The 26,563-nt window shown below is 66.6% G+C and carries 24 protein-coding genes; 5 read left to right on the forward strand and 19 right to left on the reverse strand.

Translation table 11 applies throughout. The features are described 5' to 3' along the window. Positions 1 to 29 precede the first annotated feature (29 nt). The 5 genes from prpF to IB261_RS04410 all read right to left on the reverse strand — a co-directional run bounded on the left by prpF (position 30) and on the right by IB261_RS04410 (position 6,968). Positions 30 to 1,217, reverse strand: coding sequence for a 2-methylaconitate cis-trans isomerase PrpF (gene prpF / locus IB261_RS04390; RefSeq protein ID WP_081517265.1), 1,188 nt, complete (start codon positions 1,215 to 1,217; stop codon positions 30 to 32). 135 nt (positions 1,218 to 1,352) lie between these two features. Next, a complete protein-coding gene (gene acnD / locus IB261_RS04395; RefSeq protein ID WP_192382203.1) occupies positions 1,353 to 3,962 on the reverse strand; it encodes a Fe/S-dependent 2-methylisocitrate dehydratase AcnD in 2,610 nt (869 codons plus the stop codon). Between the two features lie 14 nt (positions 3,963 to 3,976). After that, on the reverse strand, positions 3,977 to 5,137 hold the full coding sequence (gene prpC / locus IB261_RS04400) for a bifunctional 2-methylcitrate synthase/citrate synthase (RefSeq protein ID WP_192381540.1): 1,161 nt from the start codon (positions 5,135 to 5,137) through the stop codon (positions 3,977 to 3,979). Between the two features lie 224 nt (positions 5,138 to 5,361). Beyond that, positions 5,362 to 6,249: a methylisocitrate lyase gene (prpB, locus tag IB261_RS04405; RefSeq protein ID WP_192381541.1), complete on the reverse strand. Its 888-nt coding sequence runs from the start codon at positions 6,247 to 6,249 to the stop codon at positions 5,362 to 5,364. Then, positions 6,246 to 6,968, reverse strand: coding sequence for a GntR family transcriptional regulator (locus IB261_RS04410; protein WP_081517269.1), 723 nt, complete (start codon positions 6,966 to 6,968; stop codon positions 6,246 to 6,248). The genes prpB and IB261_RS04410 overlap by 4 nt, the downstream gene beginning before the upstream one ends. 244 nt (positions 6,969 to 7,212) lie before the next feature. Between IB261_RS04410 and IB261_RS04415 the strand changes: the two genes are divergently transcribed. Then, positions 7,213 to 7,824 carry a class I SAM-dependent methyltransferase gene (locus IB261_RS04415; RefSeq protein ID WP_192224620.1) on the forward strand — a complete coding sequence of 204 codons (612 nt, stop codon included), beginning with the start codon at positions 7,213 to 7,215 and terminating at the stop codon, positions 7,822 to 7,824. Here the strand turns inward: IB261_RS04415 and IB261_RS04420 are convergent. The 3 genes from IB261_RS04420 to IB261_RS04430 form a co-directional block, all read right to left on the reverse strand. Beyond that, positions 7,803 to 8,060 (reverse strand): hypothetical protein, encoded by a 258-nt coding sequence (locus IB261_RS04420; RefSeq protein ID WP_192381542.1) that lies wholly within the window; start codon positions 8,058 to 8,060, stop codon positions 7,803 to 7,805. The genes IB261_RS04415 and IB261_RS04420 overlap by 22 nt on opposite strands. Positions 8,061 to 8,167: 107 nt before the next feature. Beyond that, a complete protein-coding gene (locus IB261_RS04425; RefSeq protein ID WP_192381543.1) occupies positions 8,168 to 8,410 on the reverse strand; it encodes a hypothetical protein in 243 nt (80 codons plus the stop codon). A 118-nt stretch (positions 8,411 to 8,528) separates the two neighbouring features. Beyond that, the gene (locus tag IB261_RS04430) at positions 8,529 to 9,422 is read right to left on the reverse strand and encodes an NAD(P)H-binding protein (RefSeq protein ID WP_192381544.1); all 894 of its coding nucleotides are present in this window, start codon (positions 9,420 to 9,422) and stop codon (positions 8,529 to 8,531) included. 168 nt (positions 9,423 to 9,590) lie between these two features. Here IB261_RS04430 and IB261_RS04435 point away from each other — a divergent pair, with 168 nt between their 5' ends. Next, positions 9,591 to 10,559, forward strand: a complete 969-nt coding sequence (locus IB261_RS04435) for an AraC family transcriptional regulator (RefSeq protein WP_192381545.1) — start codon at positions 9,591 to 9,593, stop codon at positions 10,557 to 10,559. Positions 10,560 to 10,710: 151 nt separating this feature from the next. Here IB261_RS04435 and IB261_RS04440 read toward each other — a convergent pair whose 3' ends face one another. The 10 genes from IB261_RS04440 to IB261_RS04485 all read right to left on the reverse strand — a co-directional run bounded on the left by IB261_RS04440 (position 10,711) and on the right by IB261_RS04485 (position 21,014). Next, positions 10,711 to 11,160 (reverse strand): hypothetical protein, encoded by a 450-nt coding sequence (locus IB261_RS04440; RefSeq protein WP_081517275.1) that lies wholly within the window; start codon positions 11,158 to 11,160, stop codon positions 10,711 to 10,713. Between the two features lie 114 nt (positions 11,161 to 11,274). Beyond that, positions 11,275 to 11,814, reverse strand: coding sequence for an SMI1/KNR4 family protein (locus tag IB261_RS04445; protein ID WP_192381546.1), 540 nt, complete (start codon positions 11,812 to 11,814; stop codon positions 11,275 to 11,277). A 47-nt stretch (positions 11,815 to 11,861) separates the two neighbouring features. Beyond that, on the reverse strand, positions 11,862 to 13,187 hold the full coding sequence (gene aauR, locus IB261_RS04450; RefSeq protein WP_192381547.1) for a two-component response regulator AauR: 1,326 nt from the start codon (positions 13,185 to 13,187) through the stop codon (positions 11,862 to 11,864). Next, positions 13,184 to 15,076, reverse strand: a complete 1,893-nt coding sequence (locus IB261_RS04455; RefSeq protein WP_192382205.1) for a sensor histidine kinase — start codon at positions 15,074 to 15,076, stop codon at positions 13,184 to 13,186. Before IB261_RS04455 ends, aauR begins: the two co-directional genes overlap by 4 nt. Positions 15,077 to 15,156: 80 nt before the next feature. Then, entirely contained in the window at positions 15,157 to 16,830 is a 1,674-nt protein-coding gene (gene ggt / locus IB261_RS04460; protein ID WP_192381548.1) for a gamma-glutamyltransferase, read from the reverse strand. Between the two features lie 85 nt (positions 16,831 to 16,915). Next, positions 16,916 to 17,650: an amino acid ABC transporter ATP-binding protein gene (locus tag IB261_RS04465; RefSeq protein ID WP_081517280.1), complete on the reverse strand. Its 735-nt coding sequence runs from the start codon at positions 17,648 to 17,650 to the stop codon at positions 16,916 to 16,918. Next, positions 17,647 to 18,315, reverse strand: a complete 669-nt coding sequence (locus tag IB261_RS04470; protein WP_138520248.1) for an amino acid ABC transporter permease — start codon at positions 18,313 to 18,315, stop codon at positions 17,647 to 17,649. Before IB261_RS04470 ends, IB261_RS04465 begins: the two co-directional genes overlap by 4 nt. Next, a complete protein-coding gene (locus tag IB261_RS04475) occupies positions 18,312 to 19,058 on the reverse strand; it encodes an amino acid ABC transporter permease (RefSeq protein ID WP_192381549.1) in 747 nt (248 codons plus the stop codon). The genes IB261_RS04470 and IB261_RS04475 overlap by 4 nt, the downstream gene beginning before the upstream one ends. A 194-nt stretch (positions 19,059 to 19,252) precedes the next feature. Continuing rightward, entirely contained in the window at positions 19,253 to 20,161 is a 909-nt protein-coding gene (locus tag IB261_RS04480) for a glutamate/aspartate ABC transporter substrate-binding protein (protein ID WP_065084484.1), read from the reverse strand. A 238-nt stretch (positions 20,162 to 20,399) separates the two neighbouring features. Next, on the reverse strand, positions 20,400 to 21,014 hold the full coding sequence (locus IB261_RS04485) for a phosphatase PAP2 family protein (RefSeq protein ID WP_192381550.1): 615 nt from the start codon (positions 21,012 to 21,014) through the stop codon (positions 20,400 to 20,402). A gap of 143 nt (positions 21,015 to 21,157) precedes the next feature. Between IB261_RS04485 and IB261_RS04490 the strand changes: the two genes are divergently transcribed. Next, a complete protein-coding gene (locus tag IB261_RS04490) occupies positions 21,158 to 21,751 on the forward strand; it encodes an MFS transporter permease (protein WP_192381551.1) in 594 nt (197 codons plus the stop codon). On the opposite strand, the gene ada is transcribed toward IB261_RS04490, so the two are convergent. Beyond that, complete coding sequence (ada, locus tag IB261_RS04495; protein WP_081517285.1) at positions 21,695 to 22,783, reverse strand: bifunctional DNA-binding transcriptional regulator/O6-methylguanine-DNA methyltransferase Ada; 1,089 nt, start codon at positions 22,781 to 22,783, stop codon at positions 21,695 to 21,697. The two genes, IB261_RS04490 and ada, sit on opposite strands and share 57 nt — an antisense overlap. A gap of 135 nt (positions 22,784 to 22,918) precedes the next feature. On the opposite strand from ada, the gene IB261_RS04500 reads away from it, so the two are divergent. Both IB261_RS04500 and IB261_RS04505 read left to right on the forward strand, forming a co-directional pair. Further along, the gene (locus tag IB261_RS04500; RefSeq protein ID WP_192381552.1) at positions 22,919 to 25,270 is read left to right on the forward strand and encodes an ATP-binding protein; all 2,352 of its coding nucleotides are present in this window, start codon (positions 22,919 to 22,921) and stop codon (positions 25,268 to 25,270) included. 101 nt (positions 25,271 to 25,371) lie between these two features. Continuing rightward, entirely contained in the window at positions 25,372 to 26,553 is a 1,182-nt protein-coding gene (locus tag IB261_RS04505; protein WP_081517287.1) for a two-component system response regulator, read from the forward strand. The last annotated feature ends 10 nt before the right edge of the window (positions 26,554 to 26,563 follow it).

Genomic DNA, 26,563 nt, shown 5'->3' on the forward strand with positions numbered 1-26,563 from the left:
CCTTGTGTTTTTACGGATAGGGCCAGCGATCAGAACGAATCGCCCGGCACCCGTACCCAGCCTTCCATCAGGATGCGCGAGCTGCGGCTCATGATGGCCTTGGTCACGGTCCATTCGCCGTTTACCTGCCTGGCCTCGGCGCCCACGCGCAGGGTGCCGGAGGGGTGGCCGAAGCGTACCGCGCTGCGCTCGCCACCGCCGGCGGCGAGGTTCACCAGGGTGCCGGGGATGGCCGCGGCGGTGCCGATGGCCACGGCGGCGGTGCCCATCATGGCGTGGTGCAGCTTGCCCATGGACAGCGCGCGCACCAGCAGGTCGACGTCGCCGGCCTGGACTTCCTTGCCGCTGGAGGTGACGTAGTTCTTCGCCGGCGCGACGAAGGCGATCTTCGGCGTGTGCTGGCGGGTCGCGGCTTCTTCCGGGGTCTTGATCAGGCCCATGCGCAGAGCGCCGGCGATGCGGAATTTCTCGAAGCGCGCCAGTTGCTCGGGGTCGCCATTGATCGCTTCGCGCAGTTCGGCGCCGGTGTAGCCGATGTCCTGGGCGTTGACGAAAATGGTCGGGATGCCGGCGGTGATCATGGTCGCCTTGAAGGTACCGATGCCGGGGACTTCCAGGTCGTCCACCAGATTGCCGGTGGGGAACATGGCACCGCCGTCTTCACCGTCGTCGGACGGGTCGAGGAACTCCAGCACGATTTCGGCGGCGGGGAAGGTCACGCCGTCCAGCTCGAAGTCGCCGGTCTCCTGCACCTGGCCGTTGGTGACGGGCACGTGGGCGATGATGGTCTTCTGGATATTCGCTTGCCAGATGCGCACTACGCAGGTGCCGTTGTCCGGGATGCGCGACGGGTCGACCAGGCCGGCGTGGATGGCGAAGGAGCCGGCGGCGGTGGAGAGGTTGCCGCAGTTGCCGCTCCAGTCGACGAAGGCCTTGTCGATGGAAATCTGCCCGTAGAGGTAGTCGACGTCGTGGTCCGGCTGGGTGCTTTTCGACAGGATCACGCACTTGCTGGTGCTGGAGGTCGCGCCGCCCATGCCGTCGATGTGCGCGCTGTACGGATCGGGGCTGCCGATCACGCGCATGAACAGCTGGTCGCGGGCCGCGCCGGGCACCTGGCAGCGCTCGGGCAGGTCCTGCAGGCGGAAGAACACGCCCTTGCTGGTGCCGCCGCGGATGTAGGTGGCGGGGATCTTCACTTGGGGTACGTGGGGCATGGGGTACGGTCCTGACAGATCAGTTGCAGGAGCGGACCATGCCCGCGACATCCCCGCGCGGAGGCCGATCGCGGGCATGGCCCGCTCCTACAGGGTTCGATCCGGCACGCCGCGAGGCGTGCCGGAGCCTTCACATCACGCCACGGACGACTCGAGGAAGTCCTTGGCGAAGCGCTGCAGCACGCCGCCGGCGTTGTACACCTTCACTTCGGCGGCGGTATCCAGGCGGCAGGTGACCGGGACTTCGACCACTTCACCATTGCGGCGATTGACCACCAGGGTCAGGTTGCAGCGCGGCGAGACGTCGCCCTTGATGTCGTAGGTCTCGGTGCCGTCCAGGCCCAGGGTCAGGCGGGTGGTGCCCGGCTTGAACTCCACCGGCAGCACGCCCATGCCCACCAGGTTGGTGCGGTGGATGCGCTCGAAGCCTTCGGCCACGATCACTTCCACGCCCGCCAGGCGAACGCCCTTGGCCGCCCAGTCGCGGGACGAGCCCTGGCCGTAGTCGGCGCCGGCCACGATGATCAGGTTCTGCTTGCGGTTCATGTAGGTTTCGATGGCTTCCCACATGCGCATCACCTTGCCTTCCGGTTCCACGCGGGCCAGCGAGCCCTTCTTCACTTCCCCGTTGACCACGGCCATTTCGTTGACCAGCTGCGGGTTGGCGAAGGTGGCGCGCTGGGCGGTCAGGTGGTCGCCGCGGTGGGTGGCGTAGGAGTTGAAGTCCTCCTCCGGCAGGCCCATTTTCGCCAGGTATTCGCCGGCCGCGCTGTCCAGCAGGATGGCGTTGGACGGCGACAGGTGATCGGTGGTGATGTTGTCCGGCAGGATCGCCAGCGGCAGCATGCCCTTGAGCGTGCGCTCGCCGGCCAGCGCGCCTTCCCAGTACGGCGGGCGGCGGATGTAGGTGGACATCGGGCGCCAGTCGTACAGCGGGCTTTCCGCTTCCTGCACGCTGCCCAGGTCGAACATCGGGATGTAGACCTGCTTGAACTGCTCGGGCTTCACACTCGCCGCGACGATGGCGTCGATCTCTTCGTCGGACGGCCAGAGGTCCTTCAGGGTGACGGGGTTGCCGTCCTTGTCGGTGCCCAGCGGGTCCTGCTCGATGTCGAAGCGCACGGTGCCGGCGATGGCGTAGGCGACCACAAGCGGCGGCGAGGCGAGGAAGGCCTGCTTGGCGTACGGGTGGATACGCCCGTCGAAGTTGCGGTTGCCCGAGAGCACGGCAGTGGCGTACAGGTCGCGGTCGATGATCTCTTTCTGGATCACCGGGTCCAGCGCGCCGGACATGCCGTTACAGGTGGTGCAGGCATAGGCGACGATGCCGAAGCCGAGCTTCTCCAGTTCCGGCAGCAGGCCGGCTTCTTCCAGGTACAGCTTGGCGACCTTCGACCCAGGAGCGAACGACGTCTTCACCCACGGCTTGCGGAGCATGCCCAGCGCATTGGCCTTCTTCGCCACCAGGCCGGCGGCGATGACGTTGCGCGGGTTGGAGGTGTTGGTGCAGCTGGTGATGGCGGCGATGATCACCGCGCCGTCGGGCATCAGGCCCTGGGCTTCTTCACCCTTGCCTTCCTGCAGCTTGGCTTCGTCGGCGATGCCGCGCTCGGCCAGTGCCGAAGTCGGCAGGCGGCGATGCGGGTTGGACGGGCCGGCCATGTTGCGCACGACGCTGCCCAGGTCGAACTCCAGCACGCGTTCGTACTCGGCGGTTTCCAGAGCGCTGCTCCACAGGCCGAGGGTCTTCGCGTAGTTCTCCACCAGCTCCACCTGCTCGGGCTCGCGGCCGGTGAGCTTGAGGTAGTCGATGGTCTGGCCGTCGATGTAGAACATCGAGGCGGTGGCGCCGTATTCCGGGCACATGTTGGAGATGGTCGCGCGGTCGCCGATGGTCAGGCTGTCGGCACCCTCGCCGAAGAACTCGACGTAGGCGCCGACCACGCGCTCCTTGCGCAGGAACTCGGTGATCGCCAGGACGATGTCGGTGGCGGTGATGCCCGGCTTGCGCTTGCCGGTGAGCTTGACGCCGACGATGTCGGGCAGGCGCATCATCGACGGGTGGCCGAGCATCACGGTCTCGGCTTCGAGGCCGCCGACGCCGATGGCGATCACGCCCAGGGCATCCACGTGCGGGGTGTGCGAGTCGGTGCCGACGCAGGTGTCGGGGAACGCAATGCCGCCGCGCGCCTGGATCACCGGGCTCATTTTCTCCAGGTTGATCTGGTGCATGATGCCGTTGCCGGCCGGGATCACATCGACGTTCTTGAACGCGGTCTTGGTCCAGTCGATGAAGTGGAAGCGGTCCTCGTTGCGGCGATCCTCGATGGCGCGGTTCTTTTCGAACGCGTCCGGGTCGAAGCCTGCGGCTTCCACGGCCAGCGAGTGGTCGACGATCAGCTGGGTCGGCACCACCGGGTTGACCTTGGACGGATCGCCACCTTTCTCGGCGATGGCGTCACGCAGGCCGGCGAGGTCGACCAGCGCGGTCTGGCCGAGAATGTCGTGGCAGACCACGCGCGCCGGGTACCAGGGGAAGTCGAGGTCGCGCTTGCGGTAGACCAGTTGTTCCAGCGAGGCGGTCAGGTCCGCCGGCTCGCAGCGGCGCACCAGCTGTTCGGCCAGCACGCGGGAGGTGTAGGGGAGCTTGTCCCAGGCGCCGGCCTGGATCGCCTCGACCGCCTCGCGGGCGTCGAAGTAATCCAGCGCGGTGCCGGGCAGGCGCTTGCGGAATTGGCTGTTCACGGTGGCGTTCATAGTTATTTACGGTCCTTGAGCGGCACGAACTTCAGGTCTTCAGGGCCTGTGTAGTTGGCGCTCGGGCGGATGATCTTGCCGTCGATGCGTTGCTCGATGACGTGGGCGGACCAGCCGGCGGTGCGGGCGATGACGAACAGCGGGGTGAACATCGCGGTGGGCACGTCCATCATGTGGTAGCTCACGGCGCTGAACCAATCGAGGTTGGGGAACATCTTCTTGATGTCCCACATGATGGTTTCCAGGCGCTCGGCGATGTCATACATCTTGGTGTTGGACTGCTCGTTCGACAGCTGGTGAGCGACTTCCTTGATCACCTTGTTGCGTGGGTCGGACACGGTGTAGACCGGGTGGCCGAAGCCGATCACGACTTCCTTCTTCTCGACGCGGGCGCGGATGTCGGCCTCGGCTTCGTCCGGGTTGTCGTAGCGCTTCTGGATCTCGAAGGCCACTTCGTTGGCGCCGCCGTGTTTCGGGCCGCGCAGCGCGCCGATGGCGCCGGCGATGCAGGAGAACATGTCCGAGCCGGTGCCGGCGATCACGCGGGAGGTGAAGGTGGAGGCGTTGAACTCGTGCTCGGCGTACAGGTTGAGCGAGGTGTGCATGGCACGCACCCACGACTCGCGGGGCTTCTCACCGTGCAGCAGGTGCAGGAAGTGGCCGCCGATGGAGTCGTCGTCGGTCTCGACGTCGATGCGCTTGCCGTTGTGGCTGAAGTGGTACCAGTAGAGCAGCGCGGAGCCCAGGGAAGCCATCAGCTTGTCGGCGATGTCGCGGGCGCCCGGGTGGTTGTGGTCGTCCTTCTCCGGCGACAGGCAGCCGAGCACGGATACGGCGGTGCGCATCACGTCCATCGGGTGGGCCGAGGGCGGCAGGGTTTCCAGGGCGGCCTTGACGCCGGCCGGCAGACCGCGCAGGGCTTTCAGCTTGGCCTTGTAGCCGGCCAGTTCGGCGGCGTTGGGCAGCTTGCCGTGGACCAGCAGGTGGGCGATTTCCTCGAAGTCGCAGCGGTTGGCGAAATCCAGGACGTCATAGCCACGGTAGTGCAGGTCGTTGCCGGTACGGCCGACGGTGCACAGGGCAGTGTTGCCAGCGGCGGTGCCACTCAGGGCCACGGACTTCTTCGGCTTGAAGCCGGTGGTGGTTTCTGCGGTAGCGCTCATCGCGTGTCTCCTCATCAAATCCGGTTGCTTGTTCTTGTCCCCCGGCATGGGCCGAGGTTTCGGTTCGAATCTGGTTGGCGGATAACGCCTGCGGCGTTATGCGCCCTACGGTGCATCAGGTCTGGCGTAGGGCGAATAACGCGAAGCGTTATCCGCCGTCACAGCCTCATGGTGGATAACGCCAGGGGCGTTATGCACCCTACATAAGGTTCAGGCTCGCGCGCTCACTTCTTGCCAGCAGCGAACAGCGCGTCGAGCTTCTGCTCGAAGGCGTGGTAGCCGATGCGGTCGTACAGCTCGGCACGGGTCTGCATCAGTTCGATCACGTTCTGCTGGTGACCTTCCTCGCGGATCGCGGTGTACACGGCTTCGGCGGCCTTGTTGGCGGCGCGGAAGGCCGACAGCGGATACAGCTGGATGGCCACGCCGACCGAGGCCAGCTCGTCGCGGGTGAACAGCGGGGTGGCGCCGAACTCGGTGATGTTGGCCAGGATCGGCACGTTCAGCGCATCGACGAAGCGCTTGTAGGTCGGCAGGTCGTAGGCGGCTTCGGCGAAGATCGCATCGGCGCCGGCCTCGACGTAGCGCAGGCAGCGCTCGATGGCGGCGTCCACGCCTTCGGCCTGGATGGCGTCGGTGCGGGCGATGAGGAAGAAGTCCGGGTCGGTCTTGGCGTCGGCGGCGGCTTTCACGCGGTCAGCCATTTCCTCGACGGAGACGATTTCCTTGCCCGGACGGTGACCGCAGCGCTTGGCGCCAACCTGGTCTTCGATGTGGGCAGCGGCGGCGCCGGCCTTGATCAGGTTCTTGACGGTGCGCTCGATGTTGAAGGCGCTGGGGCCGAAGCCGGTGTCGATGTCCACCAGCAGCGGCAGGTCGCAGACGTCGGTGATGCGGCGAACGTCGGTGAGCACGTCGTCCAGGGTGTTTATCCCTAAGTCCGGCAGGCCGAGGGAACCCGCCGCCACGCCGCCACCGGAGAGGTAGATGGCCTTGAAGCCGGCGCGCTTGGCCAGCAGGGCGTGGTTGGCGTTGATCGCGCCGATCACCTGCAGCGGCTTTTCTTCGGCAAGGGCTTCACGGAAACGTTGGCCGGCGGTCTTGTTGCTCATTGTTCACCTCGTTCGTTGGCTGTCTTGGCTTGGGCGTCCAGGTAGTGACGCTCCATATTGCGTTTCGAGGCGCCGATGTGACGGCGCATCAGCAACTCGGCCAGTTCGCCGTCACGATCGGCGATGGCATCGAGAATCCGGTGGTGCTCGGAGAAGGCCTGGCGCGGGCGGTTGGGCGTCGCCGAGAACTGCAGGCGGTACATGCGCACGAGCTGGTACAGCTCGCCGCAGAGCATGCGGGTGAGGGTGCGGTTGCCGCTGCCCTGGATGATCCGGTAGTGGAAGTCGTAGTCGCCTTCCTGCTGGTAGTAGCCACGGCCGGCCTGGAACGCCTCGTCGCGTTCGTGGGTGTCGAGCACCCGGCGCAGCTCGTCGATCTCGGCCTGGCTCATGCGCTCGGCGGCGAGACGGCAGGCCATGCCTTCGAGGGATTCGCGGATCTCGTAGAGCTCCAGCAGCTCCTCGTGACTGAGCGAAACCACCCGCGCGCCGACGTGCGGCACGCGCACCAGCAGCTTCTGGCCTTCCAGGCGGTGGATCGCCTCGCGCAGCGGGCCGCGGCTGATGCCGTAGGTGCGCGCCAGTTCCGGCTCGGAAATCTTGCTGCCGGGGGCGATCTCGCCCTTGACGATGGCCGACTGGATCTTGCGGAACACGTGTTCCGACAGGGTCTCGCCGTCGTCGCTGGCAGGAGTGGGGAGAATCAGGCTATCGCTCATGGTGTCGACAATCTTCTTGATGTGCGGCGAAAGCTACCCCTGGAAAAGCCTTCGGTCAATCAAGAACTGATGAATTGTCGACAATCGTCTAATGGGGACCGTTGGTTATGCCGAGGCGGGCGCCTCGCTGGGGGCCGCTGTACGGGAGAATGGTGCGCGAGAATGGCGGATATCCCCTCGTCGGCCGCTGTGCCGGCACGCTGCAGGCCCGCTAGGATCGGGGGAAACGCCGGAAGAACTGCCCATGCAACTCTATGACCGCTATGTGCTGCCCCGACTGATCGACTTCGCCTGTGGCATGGGTGATGTGATGAAGCAGCGTTCGCTGCTGGTGCCCCGTGCGCGCGGGCGGGTGCTGGAGATCGGCATGGGCACCGGCCTGAACCTGTCGTTCTACGATCCGGCGAAAGTGTCGACAATCGTTGGCGTCGACCCGGCGGCGCAGATGCAGAAGCTCGCCCGCAGTCGTGCCGAGGCGATCGGCATTCCGGTGGATATGGTGGCGCTGGAGCTGGGGCAGATTCGTGCCGACGCCGGCAGCTTCGACAGCATCGTCTGCACCTTCACCCTGTGCAGCATCCCCGATGCGGTCGCGGCGCTGAGGGAAATGCGCCGGGTACTCAAGCCCGGCGGCGAATTTCTCTTCTGCGAGCATGGCTTGGCGCCGGATGCCGGCGTGCGCGCCTGGCAGCACCGCCTGACGCCGGTCTGGAAGCCGTTGGCCGGTGGCTGCCACCTGGACCGCGATATGCCGGCGCTGATCGAGTCCGGCGGTTTCCACCTGCGCGAACTGATCCAGGACTACCTGCCGGGGCCGCGGCCAATGACCTACGTCTACCGTGGCATGGCCGACTGAGGTGTGGGCAGGCGGTCGAGCACCTCGATGCTGAGGATGTAGGCGCTGCGCACGTAGAGGTCTTCCGGGCGTTCGAGCAAACCCATGTCCGACTGGCAGTCGTTCATGCGCACCACGAAAGGCGCGTCGCCGTCGCACAGCGCGCTGTAGTCCCCCTGGCTGATCCAGCCCTGGAGCACAGAGGACTCGCGGTTGTGCGCGCGAACCACGACTTCGACCTTGAGCTGATTGTCCATTGCCACGTCACTCCACGGTGGGGAAAAGAGGTGGCAGACCTTAACGTCCGTCCTGAATGGTCTCTGTCAGGTTGTTCTGAATGGCCTGTGGGACTATCCCTGGCGCATCAGGCGACCCGGTCGGCCGGGGTGACGTTGAGGATGTGCGTGCCGCTGAGGAACAGGTCCTGCACCGGGCCGGTGGGGCAGTGGCGGCTCTGGCAATCGCCCAGGCGCACCTCGAAGGGCGCGCGGCCATCTCGCAGGGCGAGGTAATCCTCGCGGCTGATGCGGCCGTGGAGGATGCGTTGCGGGCGGTAGGGAGACCAGGTCTCCACATCGACCCAGAGACTGTCGGGAGCGTGGTTCATGGCGGATGATCCGGCTGAATAGAAGGGCGAGTACTCTAGACAGCGGACCAGCGCCAAATTCATCAGAGCCTTCCGAGATATTTGTAGGAATTTATTTTTGGCTGACTGACGGCCCCGCTTACGGCAAGGCCCGATAGGCTTCGGCCCAGGCTTGGGCGAAGTCCTCGAAGCGTGTCGCCGTGGTGTTGCGAGCCGAGCGCACCTCCTGCGCCCGAACCCGCCCGCTGCTGATCGCCTCGCCCAGCTCTGCGTAGCACGCGGCGACGCTGGCGGAACAACCGGCTTCCCGCAGCGCGGCGGCCAGCTCCGGCGGCGATACCGGCACGTACGGCAGGTCAGGCCGGCCGATGGCGAACCCCAGCAGCCGGGTTGCCTGGGCGTAGCTGATATCGCGCTGGCCGAGTACCTCGCGGGTCACGCGGCCCTGCCAGTCGCGCTCCAGCAGGGCGCAGCTGGCGGCGTCGGCGACATCGCGGCTGGCGACCATCGGTACCGGAACATCCGGCGCCACCGCATCGCTGTAGCAGTCGTAGGCGCGAACGATTTCCAGTGCGCCATACAGGTTCTCGAACAGCGCGCCGGAACGCAGCATCAGCACATCCACCTCCGGCGGCAGCAGGCGCAGTCGCTGTTCCTGGTCATGCATGCTGATGATCGGCCCGGTGCCGGCGGGCACCTCGGCGCCCACGCTGCTCAGGAACACCACCCGGCGCACGCCGCTGGTGCGGATCGCAGAGAGGATCGCCTCGCCCTGGGCAGCCTGCTGCTGGCGGTAGTCCTCGGTATCCGGGCCGTAGGCGAGCAGGGTGTAGACCGCTTCCGAGCCGTGGAAGGCTTCGCTGAGGAAGGCGGCGTCGTGCGGCTCGCCCACGGCGATCTGCGCGCCGGCGGCAGCCAGCGGCGCCAGGCGCTCGGCATCGCGGCCCAGGGCGCGGACGGGTACGCCGGCTTCCAGCAGGGTCTGGCAGATTCTCGAACCGGTGCGGCCGGTGGCTCCCATTATGGTGATCATGGCGGTGTCCTCGCTGTTGGCCGTCCCGCGGCGCCCGCCGTGGGTTCGTTGGCCTGGGTGCAGTCTCCTGCCAGAACGCTGGACGGTTAATGCCTGGAAATCGCCGCTTCATTCTCATTCGTCCAGAAGTGCTGGACGTTGCCGAACTGCCGGACCAGTCTCAGGAGCATGAACACTCCTACCGCCATTCCAGACCTGACCGACGCCTGGGCTTCCACCGATCCCCTGGGCGAGGCCCTGCATTTCCTGCGCATGAGCGGCACCTTCTATTGCCGCTCGGAGTTCAGCGCGCCCTGGGGGTTGGACCTGCCGGCCATGCCACAGTGCCTGATGTTCCATGTGCTGACCGTCGGCGAGTGCTGGCTGGAAGCCGAAGGCGACGAGCCGCGCCGGCTGGCGCCGGGCGATCTGGTGCTGGTGCCCCACGGCGAGGGCCACCGGCTGGTGAGCGCGCAGGGGGAAGCGGCGGCGGGATTGTTCGACCTGCCGCGCGCCTACGCCAGCGACCGCTACGAAGTGCTGCGCCAGGGCGGAGGCGGGGAGACGACGGCGATGATCTGCGGCGCCGTGCGCTTCGACCATCCCGCCGCGCTGCAACTGGTGCGCCTGCTGCCGCGCGTGCTGGAGGCGCAGGTGCGCGATCCCGGCCAGCGCGACTGGCTGATGAGCACCCTGCAATTGATGGAGAACGAGGCACGGGCCATGCGTCCCGGCGGCGAAACGGTGATCACCCGGCTGGCCGACATCCTGGTGATTCAGGCCATCCGCGCCTGGATCGAGCAGGACCCGGCTGCCCAGACCGGCTGGCTCGGCGCCCTGCAGGACCGCCAGTTGGGCCGCGCGCTGAGCCTGATCCACCGTGACCCCGCGCGGGATTGGAGTCTCGCCTCCCTGGCCGGCGCGGCGGCGATGTCGCGCTCCGCCTTCGCTGCGCGCTTCGCCGAAAAGGTCGGCATGCCGGCCATGCACTACGTCACTCGCTGGCGCATGCATGTGGCGCTGAGCTGGTTGCAGGAGCGGGAGATCGCCGTGGCCGAACTGGCCGAGCGCCTCGGCTACCAGTCCGAGGCGGCGTTCAGCCGGGCGTTCAAACGGTTCATTGGCGTGTCGCCGGGGAGCGTGCGGCGCAGCCTGTAGGAGCGCGCCTTGCGCGCGATCGCGGGCATGGCCCGCTCCTACAGGTTGATGCCGGTGCCGACGGTCTGCTGCCCCGTAGGGCGCATAACGCGCCAGCGTTATCCGCCCTACGTCTCTATCGGCGGCAGGCGCGGCCCGCCAAGAGGTGGGTTCAGAGCTGGATATCGTCGCGGATCAGCACGCAGGTGCAGCCGTCTTCGTCTTCGCGCCAGTCGTGGAGGAAGTACATCTGGATCTTGCCGCCGTCCATCACCGCCAGGTAGTCGCCCACTTCCGGGACGAAGAAGGCGGAGGTGCCCGGCTGGGCTTCGCACTCGATGCGGACGCTGAAGAACAGCGCCGGGTCGGCGTCGTCGAAGAAGTCTTCGCGCTCGGCGGCGTCCCATTCCACGGGGGCTTCGAAGGGGCCGAGGAACAGTACCTTGGCGTCGCCCATGTCCAGTTCTTCGGCGTCCGGGTCGTTGTCGTCCGGGCGGTAGACGGTGGCGTCCAGCGCGTTGCTGTCGGCGAGGATGGCCTGGCGCGAGGCCATGCGCTGCTGCGGGTCGACGCCGGCATCGGCGCAGAGCTGGTTCCAGAGGGTTTCGGCTTGGGTGGACATGATGGCTCCCGCTCGTGCGGCCGGTTCAAAGGCCGATAGTGTCCGGGACGGCGGGGCAGAGATCAACGCCCTGCGTCAGCGCGACCGAGGTCGTGCTGGCGCATCACGATTCGCTCAGCGCGCGCTGATGCGGGTGCGCATCTGGTCCATGCGTTCGATCAGGCTGTCGACTTCCTGCTTGAACAGGTCGAGGAAATCGGTCGGCTCGCAGCTTTCCACCTCGTAGCCGTCGTACAGCGCGAGGCTGCCGTCGGCGCGGAAGCCGTAGTAGCGCGGATCGCTCTGGACCTTGAGCACCGGCACGAAGTCCTCGATGCCCTGGCTGCGGACTTCGGCCAGCTGCACGCTCAGGCTCAGCCACTCGGGGATGTCCTCGGCCAGCCCGAACACCAGCAGGCCGCGCCAGAAGGTCCAGGCCGGACCGACGTCGAAGGCCTTGGCGGCAGGCCAGGACTCCTCCCGTGCGGTGATGTACAGGCCACCGAGTCTGGAGAGGGTCAGCAGGCGGAAGACCTCCGGCAGGGCGAAGCCCAGTTCCGCCTCAAAGCGCTCCAGGGCGGCGGGCTCGGCCTTGCCGGCCACCACTTCGAAGTGCTCGATCTCGATGGGTTCGAGAATCTTCCAGATATCTTGCAGCAGAGCGTCTTCAGTCATTGCCAATCCTTTTCCGAGTGACTGTCAGTTGTGTGCGAGGCGCGCCGTCACAGGCCGTACTTCTTCACCTTGTCGAACAGCGTGGTCTTGGCCATGCCCAGTGCGTGCGCGGCCTGGCTGAGGTTGCCGGCGTGGCGTTCGAGGGCGGTGGACAGCAGGCTCTTCTCGAAGGCTTCCACGGCCTCGGCGAAGCGCGGTTCGCCGGAGTCCGAGCCGAGGTTGCCGCCGGCCAGTACCGGCAGGCCGAGGGCGAAACGTTCGGCGACGTTGCGCAGCTCGCGCACGTTGCCCGGCCAGTCGTGGGCCATCAGGGTGGCGGCGGTGGCGTTGTCGATGGCCGGAGCCGGCCGGTCGAAGCGCAGGGAGGACTGCTGCAGGAAATGCTCGAAGAGCATCAGGATGTCTTCGCGGCGTTCGCGCAGCGGCGGCAGGTTCAGGGTGATGACGTTGAGGCGGTAGTAGAGATCGCTGCGGAAGCTGCCTTCGCGGCCCATGGCGGCGAGGTCGGATTTGGTCGCGGCGATCACCCGGCAGTCCACGCGGATCAGTTCGTTGGAGCCCAGGCGTTCCAGCTGCTGTTCCTGCAGCACGCGCAGCAGCTTGATCTGCAGGTTCAGCGGCATGCTCTCGATCTCGTCGAGGAACAGGCTGCCGCCGTCGGCGTGCTCGATCTTGCCGATCCGCCGCTTGCCGGCGCCGGTGAAGGCATGGGCCTCGTGGCCGAAGATTTCGCTGTCGATCAGGCTTTCCGGCAGGCCACCGCAGTTGAGCGCGACGAAGGGTTTGGGCTGGCGCCGGCTGGAGTCGTGCAGGCAGCGTGCGACCAGTTCCTTGCCGGTGCCGGTCTCGCCTTCGATGAGCACGTTGGCGGAAGTGTCGGCGACATTGGCGATCAGTTCGCGCAGCGCCTGCATGGCCGGCGAGCGGCCGATCAGCCGGCTCTCCAGGGCCTGCTTGCCGGCGAGCTGGCGCCGCAGCTGGCTGACTTCGCGGGTCAGCGCGCGCTGGGCGAGGGCGCGGCGCGCGGTGTCCACCAGCTTCTCGGGGGAGAAGGGTTTCTCCATGAAGTCGTAGGCGCCGTCGCGCATGGCCTTGACCGCCATGGCGATGTCGCCGTGGCCGGTGATCAGCACCACCGGCAGGCTGGGGTCGAGCGTCTTGAGTTTCTCCAGCAGTTGCAGGCCGTCCATGCCGGGCATGCGGATGTCGCTGACGACGATGCCGGGGAAGTCGACGCCGACCTTCTTCAGCGCTTCCTCGGCGCTGCCCACACTGTCGGTCTCGATGTCTTCCAGGGCCAGCGCCTGCTGGCAGCCGAGGCGCACGTGGGGGTCGTCCTCGACGATCAATACGCGCAGGGAAGGGTCGCTCATGCGGGTGTCTCCATGGCGGGCAGCAGCGGCAGGTTCAGCTCGAAGGCGGTGCCGCCGGCCTCCGGGTAGGCCACGCCGAGGCTGCCGCCGGCGGCGGTGGCGAGGCTGGCCGATAGGGTCAGGCCCAGGCCCAGGCCGAGTTCGCCGGGCTTGGTGGTGAAGAAGGGTTCGAACAGGTGCTGGCGCGCATCCTGCGGGATGCCGGGGCCGTTGTCGCGGACCACCAGACGGTAGTGGCCGTCGCCTTCGCTGCGGCCTTCCAGCCAGAGCTGGCGGTCGACCTGCGGGCCCATGGCGTCGAGGGCGTTGGCGATCAGGTTGACCAGGATCTGTTCCAGGCGCGTCTGGTCGATGGCCAGTTGCGCGTCGGGGTAGTCGCGGTGCAGGGTCACCGGCACTTCGGAGAGCCGCCCCTGCAGCACCATCACGGCGGCGTCCACCGCCTTGCTCAGGGTTGCCTGGCCGTGGTCGTCGGCGCGTCGGGCGAAGGCGCGCAGGCTGGCGGTGATGCGGCCCATGCGGTCGACCATTTCGGCGATGGCTTCGAGGTTGCTGCTGGCGACGTCCAGCTTGCCGCGTTCGAGGAAGCGCACGCTGTTGCTCGACAGGGTGCGCAGCGCCGCCAGCGGCTGGTTGAGTTCATGGGCGATGCTGGTGGACATCTGCCCGATCACCGCCAGCTTGCCGGCCTGGACCAGGCGGTCCTGGGCCTTGCGCAGGGTGTCCTCGGCCTGCCGGCGTTCGCGGATCTGCTCGCGCAGGTGCTGGTTGCTGGCGCGCAGGTCGGCGGTGCGGTCGGCGATGCGCCGCTCCAGGGCGTTGTTGGCCTGCTCCAGTGCCTCACGGGCGGCGAGGCGGGTGGCGATGACCTTGCGCCGCTCGTTCCAGGCGATCAGCAGGAAGGCGAACAGGGCGAAGCCGACGGCGGCCAGCACGCCGTGCATCAGTGCTTCGCGGCGCAGGTCGGCCAGTGGAGTGAGCAGGGTGAAGTTCCATGGCGTGTCGCTCAGGCTGCGCGTCTGCATCAGGTAGCTGAGCGGCTTGTGGCTGTCGGCATGCTCGCTGGGCGGGAAGCTGATTTCCTCGACGCCCTCGCCCAGTGGCTGGCGTGACAGTGGCTGCCATTCGTTGAGCGCCCACCAGTAGTACTGCAGGCTGCGGGCGAGGCGTTCCTTGTCCTGGTCGCTGAGCGGGCGCACGGCCTTCAGGCGCAGGGCCGGATCGCTGGAGAGGATGATGATGCCGTTCTCGTCGCTGACGAAGGCTTGCAGGCGCGCCTTCTCCCAGCGTTCTTCGAGGGATTCCATGCGCACCTTGACCACCGCCACGCCGACGATCCTGCCGCCGTGAACCAGGCCGTGGGCGAGGTAGTAACCGGGCTCACCGGTGGTGCTGCCGATGCCGTAGAAGCGTCCGGGGCGGCCGTTCACCGCTTCCTGGAAATAGGCGCGGAAGGACAGGTCTTCACCCAGGTAGCTGTCGGCGTCCTGCCAGTTGCTGGTGGCCAGCACCCGGCCGGAGGTGTCCAGCAGGTACACGGCGCGGCTGCCAGCGCGGCGGTTGAGGCCTTCCAGGTAATGGTTGACGCGGTCGCGGTGCAGCGGCGTCGGGTCCACCAGCAGGCGGCTGACGCTGCCTTCGAGTTCCAGCAGGCTGGGCAGGTAGGTGTAGCGGCTGATCTCGCTTTCCACGCCACGGGCGTGCAGTTCCAGCTGGCGTTCGCCGGTCTCGATCAGGGTGCGGGTGCCGGCGCCTTCGCTGATCAGGTAGCCGCCATAGCCGAAGCCCAGGGTGAGCAGGAGCAGGAGGAAGGGCAACAGGTAGTTGCGCACGAGGCGTGGCTTCACGGTGAGCGGCGGCGGCAGTGGGCTGGAAGCGCATTGCAGCACAGTCGCCGGGGCCGAACCAGCCCAACGCCGGGGGGCGGCGATGGACTGGCTCGGGTACCACACGGTGCGCGTCCGCAGGCTTAGGGTTTAACCACCATGCCGACGCCGCGGCCGCGCGGATCGGAGGCGGTTTCCAGAGCCTTGCCGTTCACACGGATGGCCTGGATGTCACCCATGTTCCAACCCTGGTCTTCCAGGGTGTAGCCCATGGCTTTGAGCTCGTCGGCAACCTTGCCGGTGAGCGGCGCGTATGCGTCGTAGTAGATGGTGTCCTTGGGCAGCAACTGGTGATGCACGCGCTGCGCGGCGACGGCTTTTTCCAGGGGCAGCTTGTAGTCGTAGACGTTGTTCAGCACCTGGAAGATCGAGGTGAAGATCCGCGAGCCGCCGGGGGTGCCCAGCACCAGGCTGACGTGGCCGTCGCGGGTGACGATGCTCGGGCTCATGGAGGAGAGCATGCGCTTGCCCGGCTCGATGGCGTTGGCGTCGCTGCCCACTACGCCAAAGGCGTTGGCCACGCCCGGCTTGGAGCTGAAGTCATCCATCTCGTCGTTGAGCAGGAAGCCGGCGCCCTTGACCACCACGCCGCTGCCGAAGTCCCAGTTGAGGGTGTAGGTGTTGCTGACGGCGTTGCCGTCCTTGTCGACGATGGAGAAGTGCGTGGTCTGGTGCGGCTCCAGGCCGGGACGGACTTTCTCGGTGGCCGAGATGGCGTCCGGGTTCACTTCTTTGGCGCGCTTGGCGATGTACTTGGGGTCGGTCAGCTGGGCCACCGGCACCTTGGAGAACTGCGGGTCGCCCAGGTAGTCGGCGCGGTCGGCGAACACGCGCTTCTCGATTTCCGCGAGCAGGTGGATGTATTTGGCGGAGTTCAGCTCCACACCCTTGAAGTCGGCGGCGCGCTGTTCCTTGATGCCGATCAGCTGGGCCAGGGCAATGCCGCCGGAGCTGGGCAGCGGCGCGGTGTAGAGGGTGTTGCCCTGCCAGTCGATGCGCATCGGTTCGCGCCACTTGGCTTGGTAGGTGGAGAGGTCGTCGGCGCTGATCAGGCCGCCGTCCTGCTTCATCTGTGCGATCAGCAGCTTGGCGGTCTCGCCCTTGTAGAAGTCGTCCGGGCCCTTGTCGGCGATGCGCTCCAGGGTCTTGGCCAGCTCGGGTTGCTTGAAGGTCTCGCCCGGCTTCATGGTGCCGAAGTAGTCGCCGAAGTTGGTCTTGCCGTTGAACAGCGCGATGGCGTCCTGGCGGTACTGGTACTGCTGGTCGGCGACCCGGAAGCCGCTCTGCGCGTAGCCGATGGCCGGGGTCAGCAGCTCGCTCCACTTCAGCTTGCCGAAGCGCTTGTGCGCTTCCCACAGGCCCATCACGGTACCCGGCACGCCGGCGGCCTTGGCGCCGACCAGGCTGAGGTTCTCGATCACCTCGCCCTTGTCGTTCAGGTACATGGTCTTGGTCGCCGCCTTGGGGGCGATCTCGCGGTAGTCGAGGAAGTACGGCTTGCCGTCGACATACAGGGTCATGAAGCCGCCGCCGCCGATGTTGCCGGCTTCGGGGTAGGTGACCGCGAGGGTGAAGGCGGTGGCGACCGCGGCGTCGACGGCATTGCCGCCTTTCTTGAGGATCTCGGCGGCGACCTTCGCACCGTACTGGTCGGGGGAGGCGACCGCGCCGCCGTCGAGGGTGACGGCGAACACCGAAGAACTCGCCGCGAGGATCGCGACGCCCAGGGGCAGCTTGCTGAAGTGGAACACGCGCATGGAACTTCCTTATTTATTCTTGTGCTTGCGGTGAGGTTGAACGCCCCGGCGAACCGGGGCCTTCGGGTGAGTCAGAACGGCTGGATCAGTGCGGCAGGATCTTGGCGAGGAACTGCTGGGTGCGCTCGGCGCGGTTCTGCAGGTCGCCGAAGAATTCCTCCTTCGGGCAGTCCTCGACGATCTGCCCGCGGTCCATGAAGATCACCCGGTCGGCGACCTTGCGCGCGAAGCCCATCTCGTGGGTCACGCACATCATGGTCATGCCTTCCTGGGCGAGCTGGACCATCACGTCGAGCACTTCGTTGACCATCTCCGGGTCGAGCGCCGAGGTCGGTTCGTCGAACAGCATGACGATCGGGTCCATCGCCAGCGCGCGGGCGATCGCCACGCGCTGCTGCTGGCCGCCGGAGAGCTGGCCGGGGTGCTTGTGCGCATGGGCCTTGAGGCCGACGCGGTCGAGCAGCTTCATGCCCTTGTCCATCGCCTCTTCCTTGCTCCGCCCCAGTACCTTGCGCTGGGCGATGGTGAGGTTCTCGGTGATGGTCAGGTGCGGGAACAGCTCGAAGTGCTGGAACACCATGCCGACCCGCGAACGCAGTTTCGGCAGGTCGGTCTTGGGGTTGGCGATGGAGGTGCCGTCGACGGTGATATCGCCCTTCTGGAAGGGCTCCAGCGCGTTGACGCACTTGATCAGGGTCGACTTGCCCGAGCCGGACGGCCCGCAGACCACCACCACTTCACCCTTGGACACCTTGGTGTTGCAGTCGGTGAGCACCTGGAAGTCGCCGTACCACTTGCTGACGTTATCGATGGAGATCATACGGTTAACCTTTTCTGCAGGCGCTTCACGCCGAAGGACGCGGCGAAGCTGATGACGAAGTAGACGAGTCCGGCGAAGATCAGGAACTCATGGGGCTGGCCGATGATGTCGCCACGGGAGCGGGCGGCGTTGAGGAAGTCCATCAGGCCGACGCTGTAGACCAGCGAGGTGTCCTGGAACAGGATGATGCTCTGCTGCAGCAGCAGCGGGGTCATCTTGCGGAATGCCTGGGGCAGGATGATCAGGCGCATGGACTGGCCGTAGGTCATGCCCAGCGCGTAGGACGCGCCGATCTGGCCCTTGGGGATGGCCTGGATGCCGGCGCGGACGATCTCGCAGTAGTACGCCGCCTCGAACATCATGAAGGCCACCAGGCACGAGGTGAACGCGCCCACGGGGGTGTCCTGGCCGGTGATCCAGCGCAGGATGAACGGCACCGCGAAGTAGAACCAGGTGATCACCAGCAGCAGCGGGATCGAGCGGAAGTAGTTCACGTAGAAGCCGGCGATGTTCGACAGCAGCTTGCTGTTGGACAGCCGCATCAGCGCGAGGATGGTGCCCAGCACCACGCCGCCCAGTACGCCCAGCACCATCAGTTGCAGGGTGGTGAGCATGCCTTCCCAGAGGCCGGGGAGGGCGGGGACGATCTGACTGAAGTCCATCATTTACCTCCCACGGAGATCAGGCCCGGCACCGCTACCTTGCGCTCGACGAAGCGCATGATCAGCATCAGGCTCATGTTCAGGGTGAAGTAGATCGCAGTGGCGAGGGTGAAGGCCTCGAACAGGTTGGCGCTGAATTCGGCGGTCTGCTTGGTCTGCGCCAGCAGCTCCATCAGGCCGATCAGCGAGGCCACCGAGGAGTTCTTGAAGACGTTGAGGAATTCCGAGGTCAGCGGCGGAATGATGATCCGGAAGGCCTGCGGCAACAGCACGTGACGGTAGATCGACGGCAGGCGGAAACCCACGGCGCTGGCGGCGGCGAGCTGGCCCTTGGGCAGCGCCTGGATGCCGGTGCGCACCTGTTCGCAGACCCGCGCGGCGGTGAACAGGCCCAGGCACACGACGACGCTGATGAAGGCCGAGGTTTCCGGGGCGATGCCCAGCTTGAACCAGTCCTGGATCGGCTGCGGCAGGTAATCCGGCACCAGGAAGTACCAGAGGAACAGCTGCACCAGCAGTGGCACGTTGCGGAACAGCTCCACGTAGGCCGTGGCGATGCCCGACAACCAGCGGTTGGGCAGGGTGCGCATCACGCCCAGCAGCGAGCCGAGCGCCAGGGCGATGACCCAGGCCGCGAGCGAGACGGCGATGGTCCAGCCAAGGCCGGTGATGTACCAGTCCAGGTAGCGTTCGTCGCCAATCCCGGTGGACTTGAAGAACACGCCCCAGTCCCAGTTGTAATCCATGACGGGTTTCCCCTCGATTGCTTTGCACGGTTGCTTGATACGCTACGGGGCCGGACGCGGGCGCAAGGCCGCCCGCCACCCGCGGGTAGCGGGTGTTCCGGCATCGTCATCAGGAGTAGTGGGCTCGGGAGCGCTGGCTTGCGCTCCCGATCCCCCGCGTGGCTACGCCTTGTGGGCGCAGCCGCGCGCGACCGTTACATCTGCTCGGCAGACTTGTCGGTCGGATTGGCGATCAGCTTCTTGAGCTCATCACTCATCGGGAAGTTGAGGTTCAGGTTCTTCGGCGGGATGGGCTGCATGAACCACTTGTCGTAGATCTTGTTCACTTCACCCGAGGCGAAGGTGTCGGAGATGGCCTTGTCGACCACCTTCTTGAACGGTGCGTCGCCCTTGCGAACCATGCACGCGTAGATCTCGTAGGACTGCGGCTTGCCGACCACGTGCCAGTCGTCGGGCTTCTTGGCCTTGGCCATTTCGCCGTAGAGCAGCGCGTCGTCCATCATGAAGGCCACGGCGCGGCCGGATTCGAGCATCAGGAAGGACTCGCCATGGTCCTTGGCCGAGATGATGTTCATGCCCATCTTCTGGTCGGCGTTCATCTGCTTGAGCAGGCGCTCGGAGGTGGTGCCGGCGGTGGTCACCACGTTCTTGCCCTTGAGGTCCGGGAAGTCGTTGATACCCGAGCTGGTCTTGGTCAGCAGGCGGGTGCCGACCTCGAAGATGCCGACGGAGAAGTCGACCTGCTTCTGGCGCTCGAGGTTGTTGGTGGTGGAGCCGCACTCGATGTCCACGGTGCCGTTCTGCACCAGCGGGATACGGGTCTGGGAGGTCACCAGGTTGTAGCGGACCTTGAGGTCGGGAGCGTTCAGCTCTTTCTTCAGGGCTTCGACGACCTTGATCTGCAGGTCGTGGGAATAACCTTCCGGCTGACGCGGATCGCTGCCGAGGTAGGAGAAGGGGATGGAGGCGTCACGGTGGCCGAGGACGATGGTGCCGGAGTCCTTGATCTTCTTCAGGGTACCGGTGAGTTCTTCGGCGACGACGGGAGTGGCGAGCAGGGCCGCGACAATGGCGACGCCCAACGCACGGGGTGCGAAACGCATGGAGACTACCTCGACTGGTTGTGTTTGTTATTCAGTCCTGCGCCGACGAGGCTCACTCCAGGCCGGTCGCATGTTCGAGGTGGAGCAGAGCAGGCTCCGTGCCAAGCTCTTTCTTTTTTAGTAACTTATTGAATTATAAGGATTAATTGTTTTACTTTGGGCGTAGTGAAGCAACGCCTCGTTCGGTCATCCGGATATTCGTGGAATTCTCGTTCGGAAATCCGAACGAATCGCCCGCTCAGACGTCCGGCTGGCCGGCCCACTGGCCGCGCTGATACGGCTGGTCGCGATCGGCCAGGTGCGCGGCGATGCGCTCCAGCAGCTGGTGCGTGGGGGCGCGCACGCCGGTGACCGCCTGGCCCAGCCCCAGCGCGATGACCAGCAGCAGAAGCGCGGGCTGGAAGGCCGGCAGGTGGATGCGCGTGGCGCCGAGGAAGGCTGCGCTGGTGCCCAGGCCCAGCGCCAGGCCGGCGTAGACCTCGGCCGGCGAGTGAACGTTGATCGCCAGCCGCGAGAGACCCACCAGCACCGCGACCAGCACCGCCAGCCCGGCGGCGGCGAGGCCGGCGCGCCGCGAGCTGAACAACTGCGCGGCCAGGGTCGGCAGCACGGCGCCGGCCATCATGCTATGGCCGGAGATGCCGGTGAAATTGAGGTTCGGAATCCCGATTCCCCAGCCCATGAAGGCCAGCTTCGAACCCACCACCAGCGCGGTCGAGAATCCGAACAGCAGCGCCCACAGCCCGGCCTTGGCGGTCTCGCGGCGGTACAGCAGCCAGCAGAAGACGAACACGGCGGCGGGCGCCAGCAGGGAGCTGTCGCCGAGGCGGGTGATCAGGGGCCAGAAGGTCATGGGGCGTCGGATGGGGGGACGAAGGCTGGCAACGGTAGCACAGGCCGGCACCGTCACTGGGCGCCAGGCGACGGGATGTGCCCCTTGGCCGTGATCCGGGTGCTGGCCCACAATGTCGGCCTCAGCCCTCAGGAATGCCTGCCATGGAAATGGAAAACCCCTACCGCGCCCCGGAAGCCCCGCTGGTCGAGGAGCGTACCGGCGCCGCGCAGGCCAATCGATTCTTCGTCATCTCCATCACCAAGATGATCGTGCTCTACGTGGCGACGCTGGGGCTGTTCAACCTGTACTGGATGTACAAGCACTGGTCGATCCAGAAGCCGCACATGCCGGGCAAGATCAACCCGCCGCTGCGCAGCCTGTTCATGATCTTCTATATCCACTCCCTCGCCCGGCGCGTGCACGAGGCCTTGCCCGAAGAGCAGCGCAAGGGCTGGAGCTACAGCAGCGATGCCACCTGGGCGGTCGTGCTGCTGATCGTCTCCAATGTCGCCGACAAGCTGACCAGCCGCATTCCCGAGCTCAGCCACTACAGCCTGCCATTCATCGTCCTGGGGCTGGTGCCGCTCATTCCGCTGACGAATATCCAGCGCCGCGCCAATGAGGCCAGTGGTGATCCGCTGGGCCAGGGCAATGCCTCGGTCACCCGCTACAACGTGCCGTTCCTGATCCTCGGCGGCCTACTCTGGGTGCTGATCGTGATTGGCTCGGTGGCGGAGTTCGCCGGCGTCGCCTGAGCCACCTTCGCGGCGCAGCAGTTCGCGCTTGCGCGGCAGGCCCCAGCGATAACCTCCTTCGCCAGTGCCGCCAACCACGCGGTGGCAGGGCACCAGCAGGCCGACATTATTGCTAGCGCAGGCACGGGCGATGGCGCGCGGGTGCGTGCCCAACTGTTCGGCCAGTTCGCCATAGCGCCGCGTCTCGCCGCTGGGGATGCGCGTGAGGGCGCGCCAGACGCGCAGCTGGAAGGCGCTGCCGTGCAGGTCCAGCGGCAGGTGCGCGGCCTGTTCGGGTTCCTCCAGCTGGGTGATCACCTCGCGCAACCAGTCGCCCAGGCCGGCGTCGTCGCGGCTGCGTTCGGCGGCAGTGAAGCGTTCTGCCAGCTGGCGCTCCAGTTCGCCTGCATCGTCGGCGAAGAGCAGGGCGCACACGCCCTTGTCGGTGGCCGCCAGCAGCACCAGCCCGAGCGGGCAGGGCGCGATGGCATAGCGCAGCCGCTCACCGGCGCCTTTCTGCCGGCGTTGCGCGGGGCTCAGCGGTGTGGCGTTTTCATAGAGGGCGCGGGTCCCGGAGTAGCCGGCTTCCAGCGCGGCGTCGAGCACCGAGCGCGCTTGCGGCAGGGCAGCGGCCAGGCGCTGCTCGCGGCGGGATTCCGCCCAGGCCCGTGGCGTGAGGCCGGTGCGGGCCTTGAAGGCGCGGGCCAGGTGCGAGGCGGACAGGCCGATGCGTCCGGCCAGCTCCTCCAGCGTCAGCGGTTTCTCGGCCTTGTCGAGCAGCTCGCAGGCCGCGGCGACCAGCGCATCCAGTTGTTCGCGCGGGCTCGGGCCGCGCGGCGAACAACGCTTGCAGGGCCGGAAGCCGGCGGCTTCGGCCGCTTCGGGGGCCGCGTGGAAGGCCACGTTCTCCCTTGATGGCCGGCGCGCCGGGCAGTTCGGCCGGCAGTACACACCGGTGGAGCGCACGCTGAAGACGAAGCGCCCTTCGTAGCGCTCATCGCGCTCGCAGACCGCCTGCCAGCAGCGCTCGGGGTCAAGTCGGGTGGTCGTCATGGCAGCTCTCCGGGGCAATGGCTGTTGGGGCGATTGTCCGTCCCGACACGAAGTGCAGCAATCCGCATCGCGTTTTCAAACTCGAAGCGCGGCGGCAGGGGCTACGCTTGCTGGGTATTCCCTGAAGAAGACCCCATGTCCTTGCGCCGATTCTGCCTGTGCTGCCTTCTGCTGCTGCTCGCGCTGAGCGCCCAGACCCGTGCCGCGAGCCTGGCGCTGAGCGAGCAGGAGCGAGCCTTCATCTCAGACCACGAGCCGATCCGCGTCGGCCTGTTCCGCGCCGGCTGGCCGCCGTTCGAGGTGATCGACGAGTTCGACCAGTTCCACGGCATCAGCGCCGATTACCTGCAGTTGCTGTCCGAGCGCCTGGGGATGAAGGTTCAGCCGGTGCTCTACAACACCTGGGAAGAGGTGCTGGCAGCGGTGAAGGCCGGCGAGGTGGACCTGCTGCCGTCCATGGCGGCCACCGAGGAACGCCAGCATTTCCTGAGTTTCACCCAGCCCTACGTCACCACCAGCAGCCTGATCTTCGCCCGGCGCGACAGCACCATCCGCACGCTGGACGACCTGTCCGGCCGCCGCGTGGCTGTTGAGCAGGGCTACGCCGTCCACGAGTTGCTGACCAAGGCGGTGCCGGGGATCGACTTCGTACTGGTGGAGGATTCCCCCAGCGCGCTCAAGGCGGTCTCCACCGGGCGCGCCGATGCCTATGTCGGCAACCTCATCACCACCACCTTCCTGATCGAGCAGCTCAGCCTTTCCAACATGGAGGTGCGCGGCGACAGCGGGCTGGGCAACAGCCAGGTGCGCTTCGCCACGCGCAAGGCGCTGGAGCCCCTGGTGCCGCTGCTGGACCGCGCGCTGGGCAACATCACCCGCAACGAGCAGGAGGCGATCCAGGCGCGCTGGCTGCCGTCGCTGGATGTCTTCGACTGGATGAACCTGCTGCAGATCGCCTGGCCGTGGGTGGTGGGTTTCCTCGCCCTGCTGACCTTCGTGCTGGTGTGGAACCGCCGGCTGTCGATCCAGGTGACCGAGCGCGCCCGCGCCGAAGCGGAGGAGCGGCGCCAGCGCAGCACGCTGCTGGCGCTGATCAACTCGATCCCCGATCCGATCTGGTTCAAGGACACCCAGGGCCGTTACCTGGGGGTCAACCAGGCGTTCGCCGACTGCCTGGGGCGCGCGCCGGAGGACATAGTCGGGCGCAGCGACCAGCAGATGTTCAGCCGTGCCGCCGGCACCGGACGCCAGGAGCGCGACCGCCAGGCGCTGACCGAGCGCGAGCCCTACGCCAGCGAAGGCTGGGTGGTCTATCCCGATGGCCGGCGGGTGCTCTTCGATACCCTGCGCAGCGCCTTTCACGACGACCAGGGGCGGTTGCTCGGGCTGGTGGGCGTCAGCCGCGACGTCACCGCGCGCAAGTCCACCGAGCTGGCACTGGCCGAGGCCCGCGACCTGGCGGAAGAGGCTGCGCAGCTCAAGAGCGACTTCCTGGCCAACATGAGCCATGAGATCCGCACGCCGCTGAACATCATCATCGGCCTGGCGCACCTGCTCCAGGAAACCACCCTGGACCCGCAGCAGGTGGACTACCTGGGCAAGATCCAGGGGTCGGGCCAGTACCTGCTGGAACTGATCAGCGACATCCTCGACCTGTCCCGCGTGGAGGCCGGCAAGCTGGAGTTCGAACACATCGGCTTCGACCTGGAGCGCCTGCTCGGCGAGCTGTTCGACCTGTTCAACATCCGTGCGGCGAGCAAGAGCCTGGCGGTGCGCTGCGAGATAGACCCACGGGTGCCGGCCCAGGTGGTGGGCGATTCGCTGCGCCTGCGGCAGATCCTGATGAACTATGGCAACAACGCGCTGAAGTTCACCGAGCAGGGCGAGGTGGTGCTGATCGTCCGCCTGGAAGACGAGGACGAAGACAGCCTGCAGCTCTACTTCGCCTTCCGCGACACCGGCATCGGCATCACCGAGCCGCAGCAGGCGCGCCTGTTCGAGTCCTTCCAGCAGGCGGACAGCTCGATCACCCGCCGTTATGGCGGCTCCGGCCTGGGCCTGGCGATCTGCAAGAAACTGGCGGAGGCGATGGGCGGCAGCGTCGGGGTGGAAAGCGAGCCGAACCGCGGCAGCCTGTTCTGGTGCCGGCTACCCATGGGTCGGGTGGACGACTCGGTCAGCCTGAGCCTGCAGAACATCAGCCACGAACCGCTGCCGGTGCCGATGCTGCCTGCGGCCTCGGCCGCTCCGGCGCTGCTGGAGAGCGGCAACGTCGCCGAGGTTGAGCAGGTCTGCCGGCGCCTGGCGCACCTGCTGGCGGCGGACGACCCGCGCGCCGGACGGTTGCTCGGCGAACGTGCAAGCCTGCTGCGCAGCGTCTTCAATGAGGGCTACGAAGGCATTGCCACGAGCGTGCGGCGTTTCGAGTTCGAGCGGGCCCTGGAAAGTCTGGTGAATCTCGCGAGGGAGCGCGACATCCGGATCTGACGGGGCGGATAGACAAGAAAGGTGCGACAGGAACACGCGGACAGGGCCGTGGTCCGATCACCCATGGCATGTCACGAATCTGACCGATGCGAGGAGTTGCGATGGATAGCATGCTGGACCGGCCGGAGCAGGAGATGATCCTGGTGGTGGACGATCAGCCCGACAACCTGATGCTCATGAGCGAGCTGCTCATGGACCGCTATCAGGTGCGCGTCGCCTCCAGCGGGCCGAAGGCGCTGCGCCTGATGCAGAGCGACCCGCGCCCGGACCTGGTGCTGCTCGACATCATGATGCCGGAGATGGACGGCTACGAAGTCTGCCGCCAGCTCAAGGCTGACCCGCTGACCCGCGACATCCCGGTGATCTTCCTCACCGGCATGGTCAGCGCCGCCGATGAACAGAAGGGGCTGGACCTGGGCGCGGTGGACTACCTGACCAAGCCGATCAGCCCGCCGGTGACCCTGGCGCGCATCCGCGCGCACCTGAACCTCAAGTCCAACGCCGACTTCCTGCGCGACAAGAGCGAGTACCTGGAGCTGGAGGTGCGCCGCCGCGCCCGCGAACTGCAGGCCATCCAGGACGCCACCCTGGAAGCCATGGCGACCCTCTGCGACCTGCGCGACAACCCACACAGCAACCACCTGGTGCGCATCGAGCACTACATGCGCCTGCTGGGTAGCGCGTTGTCCCTGCACAGCGAGTTCGCTGCCGAGCTGTCGGTGGAGAACATCGAGCTGCTGGTGCGCTCGGCGCAGCTGCACGACATCGGCAAGGTCGCCGTGCCCGACCGCATCCTGCACAGCCCCGGCCAGCTGGAGGAGGCTGACCGGCTGATCCTCGAAAGCCACACCACCGTCGGTCGTGACGCCCTCGAGGCTGCCGAGCGCAAGCTGGGCTCCCCGGCGGAATTCTTGCGGTACGCCAAGGAGATCGCCTACAGCCATCACGAACACTGGGACGGCAGCGGCTTCCCCGAGGGGCTGGCCGGCGAGCAGATTCCCCTGGGCGCGCGGATGCTCTCGCTGATCGACTGCTATGACGAACTCACCTGCCGCCATGCCTACCGCACCTCGCTGACCCCGGATGAGGCCGCCGGACGCATCACGGCCGGCGCCGGCAAACAGTTCGACCCGCGCGTGGCCGAGGCCTTCAGCGAGGTCGCCGAAGGCTTTGCCAACATCGCCCAGCGCTACGCCGACAGCGACGAGGCGCTGGGGCTGGAACTGCAGCGGCTGGAAGACGCGGTGGTGGAAAGCATCGAGCTGACGCCGCCTGAACCCTGATCGCGCTGGG

Source organism: Pseudomonas sp. PDM20 (genome assembly GCF_014852575.3).
Taxonomy (GTDB): Bacteria; Pseudomonadota; Gammaproteobacteria; order Pseudomonadales; family Pseudomonadaceae; genus Pseudomonas.